This window comes from Neisseria flava (assembly GCF_982712965.1).
Genome location: NZ_CEXQBZ010000020.1, coordinates 1 through 14,651 on the forward strand (window position 1 = coordinate 1; position 14,651 = coordinate 14,651).

The following is a 14,651-nucleotide window of genomic DNA, read 5'->3' on the forward strand; positions in this document are numbered from 1 at the left end:
AGAAGGTGCTCATGAGAAATCCCCTAAATGTCTTGGTGGGAATTTAGGGGATTTTGGGGAATTTTGCAAAGGTCTCAGATTGCTGGAATTCCGGGACTCTCAACTCCCACCTCTGGCAGCCTTTTATATCGAATCCGAACCCTCGCACCGTCATTCCCGCGCAGGCGGGAATCCAGACCTCCGCTTTTTAAGAAATATTTGAAGATTGCCAAGATTTCAAGCCTCTGGGCTTATGTTGCAGATCATCCTTAATATTTCCGAAACGGCAAAGGTCGTCTGAAAATTTTCAGACGACCTTTGCTATAATCACTCCCTTTGTTTTATTTGAAATTTTTCCAACGCCATGCCCCATTCCGATTTCTCCCAAACCCTCTCCAAAGACCGCCACTTCCTACGTTCCGCCTTCAAAAATCCCAACAAATACGGCGGTTTGTCCAAAGTCGAAGAAAAATACCGAAAATCGCACGACCTTTATCTACAACGCCTGTCCAAACTACCCAAACCCGAGTTCGACAACACCCTACCCGTTCACGAGAAGCTCGAAGAAATCAAAAAAGTCATTGCCGAAAATCAGGTAACGATTATTTGCGGCGAAACCGGTTCGGGCAAAACCACGCAGTTGCCCAAGATTTGTTTGGAACTCGAGCGCGGGGCGGCGGGGCTGATCGGGCATACCCAGCCGCGCCGTTTAGCCGCGCGTTCGGTGGCAGAGCGGATTGCCGAAGAGCTGAAATCGGAAATCGGCAGCGCGGTGGGCTATAAAGTGCGCTTCACCGACCACACCTCGCGCGATGCCTGCGTCAAGCTGATGACCGACGGCATCCTACTGGCGGAAACGCAGACCGACCGTTATCTCGCCGCCTACGACACGATTATCATCGACGAAGCACACGAACGCAGCCTGAACATCGACTTCCTCTTGGGCTACCTGAAACAGCTCCTGCCGCGCCGCCCCGATTTGAAAGTCATCATCACCTCGGCAACGATAGACGCAGAACGCTTCTCCCAACACTTTAACGGCGCGCCTGTTTTAGAAGTGAGCGGGCGCACCTATCCCGTCGAAATCCTCTACCAACCGCTGACCAGCAAAGACGAAGACGATGCAGAAGTCGAGCTGACCGATGCGATTGTCGATGCAGCCAACGAATTGGCACGATATGGCGAAGGCGATATTTTGGTGTTCCTGCCGGGCGAACGCGAAATCCGCGAAGCGGCAGAAGCCCTGCGCAAATCCACGCTGCGCCGCAACGACGAAATCCTACCCCTGTTCGCACGCCTGTCGCACGCCGAACAGCACAAAATCTTCCACCCTTCAGGCGCAAAACGCCGCATCGTGCTGGCAACCAACGTCGCCGAAACCTCGCTCACCGTGCCGGGCATCAAATACGTCATCGATACCGGCCTCGCGCGCGTCAAACGCTATTCCGCGCGGGCAAAAGTAGAGCAGCTTCATGTCGAAAAAATCTCCCAAGCCGCCGCCCGCCAACGCTCCGGCCGCTGCGGACGCGTCTCCGCAGGCGTATGTATCCGACTGTTTTCAGAAGAAGATTTCAACAGCCGCACCGAGTTCACCGACCCCGAAATCGTCCGCAGCAACCTCGCCGCCGTCATTCTGCGCATGGCAGCGTTGAAACTCGGCGACGTGGCGGCATTCCCGTTTTTAGAAATGCCCGATTCGCGGTATATCAATGATGGTTTTCAGGTGTTGCTGGAATTGGGGGCGGTGGAGGTCGTCTGAAAAGCATAGGACGGGCATTGATGTCTAACGAAAATCGGGGAACGATAGCATAATTACTTTATCATACAAACATTGAAGGAATAATAAATGAGCGATATTTTAGAAAAACTCAGCAACGGATTATTACAGAGATTGATGAGACTCGAATGGTTTTTGGCATCATTGCTGATAATTTCATTTTTCGATATGTATTTAAATTTAAGACATGGATTTTCTATTACAGCACTTTTAAATAAACAGAAAAATTTAGACCTATACAGCATTTTTGAATCTGTTATCCTTTTCTCTTTTATTTTTTCTGTAATTGTTCCTATTATTCAAGGAATTTATTTTTCTGTTATCTTAACTATTCTATCAAAATTTAATATTTATATGTTTGAAAACGAAAATACAGATTATAGAAAATCATTGTACCGATTAAGAAGAAAAGCAGTGAAAGAAAATAATTCTGTATTATGGAGTGCTTATCAAGAAGAAAAAGCAAATTTACAAAAAATAAACTTTATTTTTTCTGCAATATGGGGAATTCTCATTTTTTCGATCCTAGGTTGCTTTGGAAAGTCTAGTAAATCCATATTGATAGATATCGTTATAATACTGAATTCCGTTGCAGAAAATAATATTTTATTAGGCATGGTTATATATTTTTTATTTTTTATAATATCTTTTTGGTGTTTTTCCATATTGCAACGTTCCTTTTATTTGCGTGAAGACATATTGCCATATTGGGAAGATGACAAAAAAGCTAACTCCTAATTTTTTGTCGGGCACAAATACCCGACACAATCCGACAAACAACAAAACCGTTTCAGACGACCTCGTTTTTAAAAAACAATCTGTAAACAGATAGCTGCTGAAGAATACCGTTGCCGAGCCCCCAAACCCAGCCTGCAACTTTTATTGTGAACTTCCCATTATGAAAAAATCCCTTTTCGTTCTCTTTCTCTATTCATCCCTACTTACTGCCAGCGAAATTGCCTATCGTTTTGTATTTGGGATTGAAACCCTGCCGGCTGCGAAAATGGCGGAAACGTTTGCGCTGATATTTGTGATTGCTGCGCTGTATCTGTTTGCGCGTTATAAGGCTTCACGGTTGCTGATTGCGTTGTTTTTCGCGCTCAGCATCATTGCCAACAATGTGCATTACGCGGTTTATCAAAGTTGGATGACGGGCATCAATTATTGGCTGATGCTGAAAGAGGTTACCGAAGTCGGCAGCGCGGGGGCGTCGATGTTGGATAAGTTGTGGCTGCCTGCGTTGTGGGGTGTGGCGGAAGTCGTGCTGTTTAGCAGCCTTGCCAAGTTCCGCCGTAAGACGCATTTTGCCGCCGATATATTGTTCGCTGCGGCGATGTTGCTGATTTTTGGACGTTCATTCAGTACGACGCAGGAACACGGTATTTCTCCCAAACCGACATACAGCCGCGTCAAAGCCAATTATTTCAGCTTCGGCTATTTTGTCGGGCGCGTATTGCCGTATCAATTGTTTGATTTAAGCAAGATTCCTGTGTTCAAACAGCCCGCACCAAGCAAAACCGGACAGGGCAGTATTCAAAATATCATCCTCATCATGGGAGAAAGCGAAAGCGCGGCGCATTTGAAACTGTTTGGCTACGGACGCGAAACTTCGCCGTTTTTGACCCAACTGTCGCAAGCCGACTTTAAGCCGATTGTGAAACAAAGCTATTCCGCCGCTTTGATGACGGCTGTGTCCCTGCCCAGCTTTTTCAATGCCATACCGCATGCCAACGGCTACGAACAAATCAGCAGCGGCGATACCAATATGTTCCGCCTCGCCAAAGAGCAGGGTTACGAAACGTATTTTTACAGCGCGCAGGCGGAAAACGAGATGGCGATTTTGAACCTGATCGGCAAAAAGTGGATCGACCATCTGATTCAACCGACCCAACTCGGCTACCGCAACGGCGACAATATGCCCGACGATAAGCTGCTACCGCTGTTCGACAAAATCAATTTGCAGCAGGGCAAGCATTTTATTGTGTTGCACCAACGCGGTTCGCACGTCCCATACGGCGCGCTATTGCAACAACAGGATAAGGTGTTCGGCGAAGCCAATATCGTGGACAAATACGACAGCACCATCCACAAAACCGACCAAATGATCCAAACCGTGTTCCAGCAGCTGCAAAAACAGCCTGAAAACAACTGGTTGTTTGTCTATACCTCAGACCACGGCCAGTATGTGCACAAAGACACCTTCAACCAAGGCACGGTACATCCCGACAGCTACATCGTACCGCTGGTGTTATACAGCCCTGATGCCGCCGTGCAGCAATCCGCCAACCAAGCCTTTGCGCCTTGCGAAATTGCCTTCCACCAGCAGCTTTCAACTTTCCTGATTCACACGCTGGGCTACGATATGAAGGTTTCAGGCTGCACCGAAGGCTCGGTAACGGGCAACCTGATTACAGGCGATGCCGGCAGCCTGAACATCCGCAACGGCAAAGCGGAATATGTTTATCCGCAATAAGGCGGCGCAAACCTACAAACAATATAAATTGAGACCACGTCGGACATGAACGCCCGACCTACAAGACTATGCAAAACACTAAAAATCAAGCACGCGGCTCAGGCATTCATGCCCGACACACTCCGACAAACGACAAAACCGTTTCAGACGACCTTCAAAACGTTTCGGGCAATATCGTCGCCCCTCCCCGCTACCGCCTGACCAAACTCGGCGAACAAATGGCGCGCCTGCCCATTGACCCGAAAATCGCGCGCATTTTGCTGGCGGCGAAGAAACACGACTGTATGGCGGAAATATTGGTGATCGCGTCCGCGCTGTCGATTCAAGACCCGCGCGAGCGGCCGCTGGAGGCGCGCGATGCCGCCGCGAAGGCACACGAGCGTTTTACCGACAAGCAGTCCGATTTTCTTGCCTATCTAAACATTTGGGACAGCTTCCAGCGCGAGCGCGACAAGGGTTTGTCCAACAAGCAGCTGGTGCAATGGTGCCGCCAATATTTCCTGTCACACCTGCGGATGCGCGAATGGCGCGAGCTGCACCACCAGCTTGCCCAAACCGCGATTGAAATGGGTTTAACCACCAAGGAAGCGGCTTTCAGACGACCTCCCGAAGTCAGGCAGCTCACGTCGTCTGAAAATGCAGGCGACCAAGATTTATCTGCCAAACTCAAACAAAAACAACTAGATAAGAAGCAACACCGCGCCCAAATTCGCGCCGCCAAAGAAGCGGGCTACGAACAAATCCACCGCGCCCTGCTCACCGGCCTCATCGCCAACGTCGGCATGAAATCGCCCGACGGCAACGACTACACCGGCGCGCGCGGCAGCCGCTTCCACCTTTTCCCCGCCTCCGCCCTGTTCAAGGCGAAACCTAAATGGGTGATGGCGGCAGAACTCGTTGAAACGACAAAACTTTATGCACGCGACGTGGCCGCCATCCAGCCCGAATGGATCGAGCAGGAAGCGCCGCACCTCGTCCGCTACCACTATTTCGAGCCGCACTGGGAACAAAAACGCGGCGAAGTCATCGCCAGCGAACGGGTAACACTCTACGGCCTGACCCTCTTGCCGCGCCGCCCCGTATCCTACGGCAGAATCGCCCCCGAAGAAGCGCGCGAAATCTTTATCCGCAGCGCGCTGGTGGCGCAGGAATGCGATTTGAAAGCGGACTTTTTTGTCCACAACAAAAAGCTGATTAAGGAAATTACCGAACTCGAACACAAATCGCGCAAGCAAGACGTACTGGTCGATGACGAAGCGCTGTTTGCGTTTTATAACGAACGACTGCCCGAAATAGCATGGAAAGACGCGCAAGGCAGCGTTTGGGGAAGCGAAGATTCCGTACGGATTATTGAATCTGACAAAGCCGATAGGTCGTCTGAAAAAGAATGCGGCGAGTTTCGCCAAAACGAGCGTAATGGGTCGCGCCAAAATGAAAATCACGGCAACACCGTAGGTTGGGTTGAAAACCCAACACCCGCCGCAACCGTAAAAACCGTTGGGTTTGACAACCCAACCTACGACGCCCAGCAACCCGCCCCCTCCCCCGTGGGGGAGGGTCGGGGAGAGGGCAAAACAGTTACCGCTCAAACCAACTTTTCCGCAACCGCAGCAAGCCCTCTCCCACAGGAGAGGGAACAGAGTACCGCCGCTTCAACGGTTTCAGACGACCCCAAAGCCCAAAGGCTACCTGAAAACTCCCTATGCTACGCCGACGGTCAACCGATACTGCTGGGTGATCGTGTAACGATCGACAGCAAACAATGGCACGGCAAAATCGTTGCCTTGATTGCCGAGCAGCAATGCGACACGTCCATCGGTTCTGCCGAAGAATGGGCGACATTACAAAGCGGCGTAATGGCGCAATTTGATGAAGCAGGCTTGGTGCACTATCCCGATGCTGAGACTGCCGGCGAACTCATCTTATTGGCACGAGCGGATGCAGCAGATGTCCTAAAATCTCAAAAGGACAACCGCGTGCGTGAACCGAGTTCACACACCCTACAAAACGTTTCAGACGACCCCAAACCCAAAAAGCAGCCTGCACCCCACAAACGCCGTCTGAAACCCCTCCCCCTCGCCGACATCCGCACCTTCCAAGCCTGGCTCAAAACCGCCGAGCGCGACAACCCGCGCCTGCTGTTCCTCAGCCGCGACGACCTCATGCAGCACGCCGCCGCGCACATCACCGAAGAACAATTCCCCAAACACTGGCAAACCGCAGACGGCAAATTCAAACTCAGCTACCGCTTCGAGCCGCACCACCCGCTCGACGGCGTTACCCTCACCCTGCCGCTCACCGTGCTCAACCGCATCAGCCCCGCCTCCCTCGAATGGCTCGTGCCCGGTATGATACGCGAAAAAATCCAGTTGCAAATCAAAGCACTGCCCAAACAAATCCGCCGCATCTGCGTGCCCGTGCCCGAATTCATTACCCAATTTTTAAGCCAAAACCCCGACCGCAACGCCCCCATCCTGCCCCAACTCGCTCAAGCCATCGCCAAAACCGCAGGCGACATCCGCATACTCGAGCAAATCAACCAAGACGAATGGGCCGCGTTCAGGCTGCCCGAACACTGCTATTTCAACCTCCGCATCATCGACGACGGCGGACAAGAATTAGCCATGGGGCGCGATTTAATCCAAATCCAACAACAACTTGGCAAAGCCGCCGCCACCACCTTCCGCGACAACACTCAAGAATTCGAGCGCGACAACGTTACCGCATGGGACATCGGCACCCTGCCCGAATCCATCAAATTCGCCCGCGGCAAACAACAGCTCACCGGCTACCTCGGCCTGCAAAAAGAAAAAGACGGCCACATCGCCCTGCGCCTGTTCGACACGTCTGCCGCCGCCGGACAAGCCCACAGATTAGGCGTGATCGAACTCATGAAACTACAACTAAAAGAACAAGTTAAAGACCTGAACAAAGGCATCCAAGGCTTCACCCAAGCCGCCATGCTGCTCAAACACATCAACGCCGACACCCTGCGCGACGACCTCACCCAAGCCGTCTGCGACCGCGCCTTTATCGGCGAAGACGAGCTGCCGCGCAACGAAAAAGCCTTCAAAGAACAAATCAAACGCGCCCGCAGCCGCCTGCCCGCCGTCAAAGAAGCCCTCAGCCGCTACTTGCAGGAAACCGCCGCCGCCTACGCCGAACTGAACGGCAAACTCGGCAAACACCCGCTCACCCAGCTCATGCGCCAACGCCTGCAAACTCTGCTCGCCGCCGGCTTCGCCACCCGCACCCCGTGGGCACAATGGCCGCGCCTCCCCATCTACCTCAAAGCCATGACCCTGCGCCTCGAAAAATACAGCAGCAACCCCGCCCGCGACGCAGCCCGCGAAGCCGATATTCAAGAGCTGGAACAAATGTGGCAGGAAAAAACAGATAGCCTGATCAAACAAGGTCTCCCTATTTCAGACGACCTTGCCGCGTTTAAATGGATGATTGAAGAATTGAGAGTGTCACTGTTTGCACAGGAATTGAAGACACCGTATCCGGTGTCGGTGAAGAGACTTTTGAAAGAATTAAATTCTTTAAATTAAGGAAACGAAAAAATGAAAATAGATGGAAAACTTATTGAAATTGCTTATATTTATCTAAAAAATCATATTTATTATGAAAACCTAAATCTTTTTATGAGAGAACGGATATCCTCTTTTGAGAAAGAACATAACCTATTAGATGAAGATGTGGGTAGAAATATTTTTGAGGAAATTGCTAAAGTTATATCTGATAATAATAATAATACGGATAAGCTAGATAAATGGATAGATAGTATTTCATTTAGAATTATTCCTAAAAGTTTTAAAGATAATTCTCACGAAAATACACATAATACAGAAGGTAGATTCATCAGTAATGATAAAAGTACGGATACACATAATCTTGTAAAGTTAAATTATTTTATTGATGCTGATGTTGAAGTTTATATTATAGATATGTTGTGGAGCCTGTATGTTGGACCAATTTTGGATGGTATACTTACAGAGGATTGTTATGGAAATAGATTACGAAATCATACTAAAGAATTTATAAAAAAGTACGCTGAATGTGATGACACAAGAGATGTATCAGGACATAATAACTTATTTATTCGCTATATAGATCAGTATAATAAATGGAGAAACAATGCCATAAATAAAGCAAGATTATTATCTGATAATAATGATAGTGTTGGAGTTATTTCATTAGATTTAAAAGAATTTTTTTACAATGTTGATATAGATTTAGATAAGGTTGATGAAATTATTGAAAGAGAATGCATTAGGGAGATTATGGATGATGCCTTAAAGTTAAATCGCTTATTAAAACGTATTTTTAAAAAGTATCATGAGGTGATCAAGAGTGAATTAAGTGTTACGCATAATGAATGTAAAGATAAAGAAATACTACCGATAGGGCTCACATCATCATCTATTTTATCAAATTGGTATATGATTGATTTTGATGAAAAAATACAGGAAGTATTGAAACCAATTTATTATGGAAGATATGTGGATGATATATTAATTGTGTTGTCAAATCCTATTTTTGATGAAGATGACCCTTTAAAAAGCCTATATGAAAAATATTTCTTGAGTACCCATATTTTAGTAAGCGGTAAAGACGACGAAAGTTATATCATAGAAGGAAAGGATATTTCTATTCAAAAAAAGAAAGTTGTATTTCAATTTTTTGATAAAGCTAATAGCAAAGCTGGATTAGAACTATTTAAACAAGAATTAGATGAACAAAGTAGTGCGTTTAAATTTTTACCAACAGAGCACTTTTACCGAGAGATGGATGAGTTTGCTTATGAAATATTATTTAGTGGATCATCTAATAAGTTACGTAATGTTATTGGTGTAGTTGAAAATGAAACTAAGCTTTCACAATACCTATCTAACTGCATAACGGCAAATAGATTGTGTAAAACAAGCAAAAAGGATAAAGATATAGTAATTTCACAGTTAATGTTGTTTTTTAAAGGATGTAATTCATTAAAATTTAGTAGGCTATGGGAAAAGGTATATCAATATTCTTTTGTTGTAAATGATATAAATTTTGCAATTACCTTTTATAATCATTTAGTTAAAGAAATAAACATAATTGGCCATTCAGAAGATAAGAATAGCTCTCTCGTAGAAAAAATCAGGAAAGATTTATGTTTTTATAACCAAATTTCTTTTTCTCTTTCCTTGGCATTAATTAAATTTCCAATTCATAAAGAAAGTCTGGAAGTTAAAAAATTCTTTTATAAATTTCCTGATTTAAATAATTTAATGAAATTGGCGAATGGATTCAGGTATTCTAATTTAATTAGACATCATTTAGTTGCATGGCCATTATCAAATTATACTGAATATAAAGGAAGTTTGATTGATGAAAATAAGATATTGAAAGATATATCTTCAAAGGAACAATCTCATCATGAAATTAATAGTCAAAAAAAGAAATACTCTCCCAGATTTCTCCATATTGATGAGTTGCAAATATTCGAATTATCACAGAGACTAAGATGTAATAGCTTGAGTGATTGGCAAGCTGAATTTGCAAAAATGCGTAGTGGTTTCGTGAAATGGGAGAATGAAGAAGAAATTAATAATAATAAAAACATTGATAAATTTTTATTATCAATTAATGATGTATCTCGAAGAAATAATTATTTCAAATTAGCTATTGCAAATTTAATTGTAAATCAGAATGATATTATTCATGCACTAAGGGATGATGAAAAACCTAATTTAAGTTTTGATAGGCAAAAAATAATATATCAGATTCTGAATGCTGCCGTAAAAGAAAAAGTGGATCTATTGGTCTTACCAGAAGTATCTATTCCTGTCAGTTGGCTACCATTTATGGCATCTTTTTCTCGTAGAAACCAAATAGGATTAATTTTTGGATTAGAACATTGGGTAATTGATAAATTTGCATTTAATATTTTGATTGAATTGTTACCATTTAGTCAAAAAGAAGGTTTTAGGAATTGTTATATAACGGCAAGAGTTAAAAATCATTATGCTCCTGCAGAACTTAAGTATATAAATAGTTTTGGATTGTTTGCTGGCAATGATGAGAATAGATATTCTTATCATAAGGTAAATTGGAGAGGAGCTTGTTTTGCGACTTATAATTGTTTTGAATTGGCAGATATCACACATCGTGTTTTGTTTAAATCAGAAATTAACTTATTAATTGCTTGTGTATGGAATAAGGATACTAATTATTATCAACATATATTAGAGTCTGCTGTGAGAGACTTACATTGTTACACTATCCAAGTAAATACATCTCAATATGGTGGTTCATGCGTTTTACAACCAACAAAAACGGAGCAAAAAACTCTTCTTTATGTGAAAGGAGGAAGTAATCCTTGCATTTTAACTACTAATCTTGATATTCAAAGCTTACGCAAATTCCATTACCAACATGTTCCCTTAGATGGAGATATATTTAAACCATTACCTCCAGGTTTTCACAAACCGTAGTCCCCAAAAGGTCGTCTGAAACCCATTTTCAGACGACCTTTTGCCACTTTGCCAAACAAGAATTCCCGCCGCCCTCTCCCCAAACGTCGCCCGAACCAGTAAACTTCCCATATTTCAACAACTTCTTGGAAACCAACCATGTCCCGTATCCATCCGCTCCACCTGTTCCCGTCCCATATCGCCGAACGCGGTCTGTTGTATTTTCAGCAGGGCAAGGTTCAAGAAGTCAAAAAAACTTCCTCAGGACGTTATCGGGCGGAGGTGTGCGGTTCGGAAAACTATTCGGTATGGCTGAAGCTGGATAGTGATTTGTACATTAAGGACGGGGGCTGCGATTGTCCTTATGGCGGGGCGTGCAAGCATATGGCGGCGTTGTGGTATGCGGTGCGCGCTCAAACGCCGGACGGGCAGCCTGACGAATCTGACGCGCAGCAGCCTAAAAAGGGTGGCAATCCGTATCGGCAGCAGCTCTCCAGCATCTTTTCCCGAACCCGATATTATGATTACTACGAAGCCGCTGACTTGGGCTTCAGGCTGCAAAATTGGTTGGAAGATGTGGCGCAGGAGGGGGCGGCGGCGTTGCAACAGGCTTTGCCTCTGTTGATACCGCGTTTGCAGGATGCTTTTGAAAAGGCGGACGATTCGGACGGTATGTTGGGCGATGCTATGTATATGGCAATCGACCTGCTGGAAGAGGCGGTCATGGAAAACGTCCCAAAGCGTTTGATCAATTTTTTGGACAAATGTTTGGACGACAGCCGCTATTTTGATTTCTCCGAGGCAGGCAATAAAATCTACCAAATCCGCGCCCGAATCTGGCGACTGCGCGGCGAATGGCAGGCGTGGCAAGATTATGTGGCTAAACGTTTGGCTGCTACCGAGTCGGGTTGGGAACATGAATTTTGGGCATTCGAGGGTTGGCAGGTTTTGCAGGCGAAAGGCGATACTGCTGCCGCGCAGGATTATTTCAGACGACATCTGCACCTGCCGAAATTCAGAAAAATCGCGGTAGAACAAGCTGTCGGGCAGCAAGATTGGGCGGAAGCGGAGCGCCTCTTGCGCGAAGGCATCAGCATTGCCGAAGATGAAGGAACACTCGGCACACTGCACAAATGGAAGCTGCAACTTTTTGATGTATTAAAGGAAACCGGTAAAAATGTACGCGAAATCGCAGCAGATTTGGCGTTTTCCACCAGCCTTTCATTGCCGCATTACGAGGCATGGAAAGCCACGTTTTCCGCCACCGAATGGCCACATGAATTCAACCGCCTGCTTGCGCGCTTGTCGGGTCAATATTCGCTGCAAGCTGAAATATTGGAGCATGACCAGGAATTCGACCGGCTGCTTGCCCTATTGCAGCAACATCTTTCGTTGTACATGATGGAACGTTTTGCCCCGTCTTTTCCCGAGCCGTATCACGACCGAATCGTAGCTTGCTACCTGAAAATCTTTGAGGCTGAAATCAATAAGGCAAGCAACCGTAATCAATACCGCCAGCTCTTTAACCAATTAAAGGGCCTCCGCCGCCAATATTCCGCACAACGGCAGGCGATGGAAGACTTTGCCGACGAAATCAGGGAACGATATAGCGAAAAACCGCGCCGGCCTGCGCTGTTGGAAGAATTGGATCGGGCGGGGTTTTAGGAAAAAGCTATTCATCCACACCCTGACGATGAATTTTCCAGGCAAGCCTGCAATCCTTACATATAGAAAACAGTAGCGTTGTTTGCAGTATTTTCAGGAGAATACTGAAACAGGAACATGCACAAAAACACCTGCTTCACTCCATACCACCAAGCCGTTTGGCAGGCTTACACACAGGAAAAGGAAAGCGTTACCTCCCTAACCCGCCGCTACCAAGTGAGCCGCGTCACCACCTACCCGAGCACTTAAGGTCGTAAGGAGTAAGTCACAATATTGTAGAGAAATTGCTGAAACGGTACATTGTCCTGTCCCACTCTGAGCGACGGTAACAAGATCGGTTCGACAAACAAAAACGCCCACTCCCTTCCGGAACTGGACGTTTTTTAGTTTGACCATCGTATTCACCTGCAATTTCACGAATACGCGGATGGGGTTATTTTTTAGGTGATGGGACGGCGTTTTTAGCTTTTGAGTTTGCAGGTGCGGGCGCGACGGTTGCTTCGGCCTTCAGTTTGGAGAAGATACCCTCGCCGATGCCTTTGACGTTTTTGAGCTCTTCCACCGATTTGAAGGCACCATGCTGCTGACGGTAGTCCACAATGGCTTTCGCTTTGGCCGGACCGATGCCGGGCAGGGCTTCCAATTCGGAAGAAGAGGCGGTATTGATGTTGACGGCTGCCAGCGACAGCGAGGCAGTTAAAACGGAGAGTGCGGCAAAGAGGAGTTTTTTCATAAGGGCGTTTTCCTATCATTTCGTTAATATGGACGGTAACACCGGGGAGACGTTACCACTATATATCTTATCATCATATACTTTACATCATTTTAATTCAAACAATTTTAAATATTTCTAACTTTACTATCTCTCAATGTATTGATTCTACAACATCTACTAACCCACCTCAATTTCGAAGCGGCCCCATCCACATTCTCAAAAGTCCATTCTTCTGCAACCGGAGCATTCGGAGTATTACCCCATTCCGCCCCACCGCCGCTATCAAGGCAGGAGGGTCCGGTTCGCCAAACTTGTCAACGATTCAAAGTAAAGGCCCCCGACATCTGTCGGGGGCTTAGAATAGGTGTTTGGCAGTGACCTACTTTCGCATGGAAGAACCACACTATCATCGGCGCTGAGTCGTTTCACGGTCCTGTTCGGGATGGGAAGGCGTGGGACCAACTCGCTATGGCCGCCAAACTTAAACTGTACAAATCGGTAAAGCCTCAATCAATATATTCGGTGATGACTGAATCAGTCAGTAAGCTTTTTATTTGAAGTTCTTCAAATGATAGAGTCAAGCCTCACGAGCAATTAGTATGGGTTAGCTTCACGCGTTACCGCGCTTCCACACCCCACCTATCAACGTCCTGGTCTCGAACGACTCTTTAGTGCGGTTAAACCGCAAGGGAAGTCTCATCTTCAGGCGAGTTTCGCGCTTAGATGCTTTCAGCGCTTATCTCTTCCGAACTTAGCTACCCGGCTATGCAACTGGCGTTACAACCGGTACACCAGAGGTTCGTCCACTCCGGTCCTCTCGTACTAGGAGCAGCCCCCGTCAAACTTCCAACGCCCACTGCAGATAGGGACCAAACTGTCTCACGACGTTTTAAACCCAGCTCACGTACCACTTTAAATGGCGAACAGCCATACCCTTGGGACCGACTACAGCCCCAGGATGTGATGAGCCGACATCGAGGTGCCAAACTCCGCCGTCGATATGAACTCTTGGGCGGAATCAGCCTGTTATCCCCGGAGTACCTTTTATCCGTTGAGCGATGGCCCTTCCATACAGAACCACCGGATCACTATGTCCTGCTTTCGCACCTGCTCGACTTGTCGGTCTCGCAGTTAAGCTACCTTTTGCCATTGCACTATCAGTCCGATTTCCGACCGGACCTAGGTAACCTTCGAACTCCTCCGTTACTCTTTGGGAGGAGACCGCCCCAGTCAAACTGCCTACCATGCACGGTCCCCGACCCGGATAACGGGTCTGGGTTAGAACCTCAAAGACACCAGGGTGGTATTTCAAGGACGGCTCCACAGAGACTGGCGTCTCTGCTTCAAAGCCTCCCACCTATCCTACACAAGTGACTTCAAAGTCCAATGCAAAGCTACAGTAAAGGTTCACGGGGTCTTTCCGTCTAGCAGCGGGTAGATTGCATCTTCACAACCACTTCAACTTCGCTGAGTCTCGGGAGGAGACAGTGTGGCCATCGTTACGCCATTCGTGCGGGTCGGAACTTACCCGACAAGGAATTTCGCTACCTTAGGACCGTTATAGTTACGGCCGCCGTTTACTGG

Annotated in this window: 9 protein-coding genes, 2 rRNA genes and 1 pseudogene; 8 read left to right on the plus strand and 4 right to left on the minus strand. The window is 46.7% G+C overall.

The window, feature by feature from the left end:
* From AC5M9B_RS01635 to AC5M9B_RS01660, 6 genes are all read left to right on the plus strand, one after another.
* Positions 1–202 (plus strand): hypothetical protein (locus AC5M9B_RS01635; RefSeq protein ID WP_487648136.1); only part of this gene is annotated, 202 nt, incomplete at its 5' end.
* Positions 203–343: 141 nt separating this feature from the next.
* A complete protein-coding gene (gene hrpA, locus AC5M9B_RS01640) occupies positions 344–1,738 on the plus strand; it encodes an ATP-dependent RNA helicase HrpA (RefSeq protein WP_487648137.1) in 1,395 nt (464 codons plus the stop codon).
* An 87-nt stretch (positions 1,739–1,825) separates the two neighbouring features.
* Entirely contained in the window at positions 1,826–2,494 is a 669-nt protein-coding gene (locus AC5M9B_RS01645) for a hypothetical protein (protein ID WP_209283055.1), read from the plus strand.
* Between the two features lie 157 nt (positions 2,495–2,651).
* On the plus strand, positions 2,652–4,229 hold the full coding sequence (locus AC5M9B_RS01650; RefSeq protein ID WP_321178176.1) for a phosphoethanolamine transferase: 1,578 nt from the start codon (positions 2,652–2,654) through the stop codon (positions 4,227–4,229).
* A 68-nt stretch (positions 4,230–4,297) separates the two neighbouring features.
* On the plus strand, positions 4,298–7,783 hold the full coding sequence (locus AC5M9B_RS01655; protein WP_487648138.1) for a DUF3418 domain-containing protein: 3,486 nt from the start codon (positions 4,298–4,300) through the stop codon (positions 7,781–7,783).
* A gap of 12 nt (positions 7,784–7,795) precedes the next feature.
* Positions 7,796–10,708 (plus strand): RNA-directed DNA polymerase, encoded by a 2,913-nt coding sequence (locus AC5M9B_RS01660; RefSeq protein WP_487648139.1) that lies wholly within the window; start codon positions 7,796–7,798, stop codon positions 10,706–10,708.
* On the opposite strand, the gene AC5M9B_RS01665 is transcribed toward AC5M9B_RS01660, so the two are convergent.
* Complete coding sequence (locus AC5M9B_RS01665) at positions 10,696–10,848, minus strand: alpha-amylase (RefSeq protein WP_487648140.1); 153 nt, start codon at positions 10,846–10,848, stop codon at positions 10,696–10,698. The genes AC5M9B_RS01660 and AC5M9B_RS01665 overlap by 13 nt on opposite strands.
* Here AC5M9B_RS01665 and AC5M9B_RS01670 point away from each other — a divergent pair.
* Positions 10,847–12,352: an SWIM zinc finger family protein gene (locus AC5M9B_RS01670; RefSeq protein WP_487648141.1), complete on the plus strand. Its 1,506-nt coding sequence runs from the start codon at positions 10,847–10,849 to the stop codon at positions 12,350–12,352. The genes AC5M9B_RS01665 and AC5M9B_RS01670 overlap by 2 nt on opposite strands.
* 117 nt (positions 12,353–12,469) lie before the next feature.
* Positions 12,470–12,617, plus strand: a pseudogene (locus tag AC5M9B_RS01675) (IS481 family transposase); the annotation flags it as partial.
* 168 nt (positions 12,618–12,785) lie between these two features.
* Here AC5M9B_RS01675 and AC5M9B_RS01680 read toward each other — a convergent pair.
* The 3 genes from AC5M9B_RS01680 to AC5M9B_RS01690 form a co-directional block, all read right to left on the minus strand.
* A complete protein-coding gene (locus AC5M9B_RS01680; protein ID WP_209283050.1) occupies positions 12,786–13,085 on the minus strand; it encodes a ComEA family DNA-binding protein in 300 nt (99 codons plus the stop codon).
* Between the two features lie 348 nt (positions 13,086–13,433).
* Positions 13,434–13,547, minus strand: a 5S ribosomal RNA gene (gene rrf, locus AC5M9B_RS01685).
* 93 nt (positions 13,548–13,640) lie between these two features.
* Positions 13,641–14,651 (minus strand): 23S ribosomal RNA (locus tag AC5M9B_RS01690); the annotation flags it as partial.

Coding starts and splice junctions, on each gene's coding strand:
- hrpA (WP_487648137.1), top strand. CDS start 344: ATGCCCCATTCCGATTTCTCCCAAACCCTCTCCAAAGACCGCCACTTC.
- AC5M9B_RS01645 (WP_209283055.1), top strand. CDS start 1,826: ATGAGCGATATTTTAGAAAAACTCAGCAACGGATTATTACAGAGATTG.
- AC5M9B_RS01655 (WP_487648138.1), top strand. CDS start 4,298: ATGCAAAACACTAAAAATCAAGCACGCGGCTCAGGCATTCATGCCCGA.
- AC5M9B_RS01660 (WP_487648139.1), top strand. CDS start 7,796: ATGAAAATAGATGGAAAACTTATTGAAATTGCTTATATTTATCTAAAA.
- AC5M9B_RS01670 (WP_487648141.1), top strand. CDS start 10,847: ATGTCCCGTATCCATCCGCTCCACCTGTTCCCGTCCCATATCGCCGAA.
- AC5M9B_RS01665 (WP_487648140.1), bottom strand. CDS start 10,848: ATGGTTGGTTTCCAAGAAGTTGTTGAAATATGGGAAGTTTACTGGTTC.
- AC5M9B_RS01680 (WP_209283050.1), bottom strand. CDS start 13,085: ATGAAAAAACTCCTCTTTGCCGCACTCTCCGTTTTAACTGCCTCGCTG.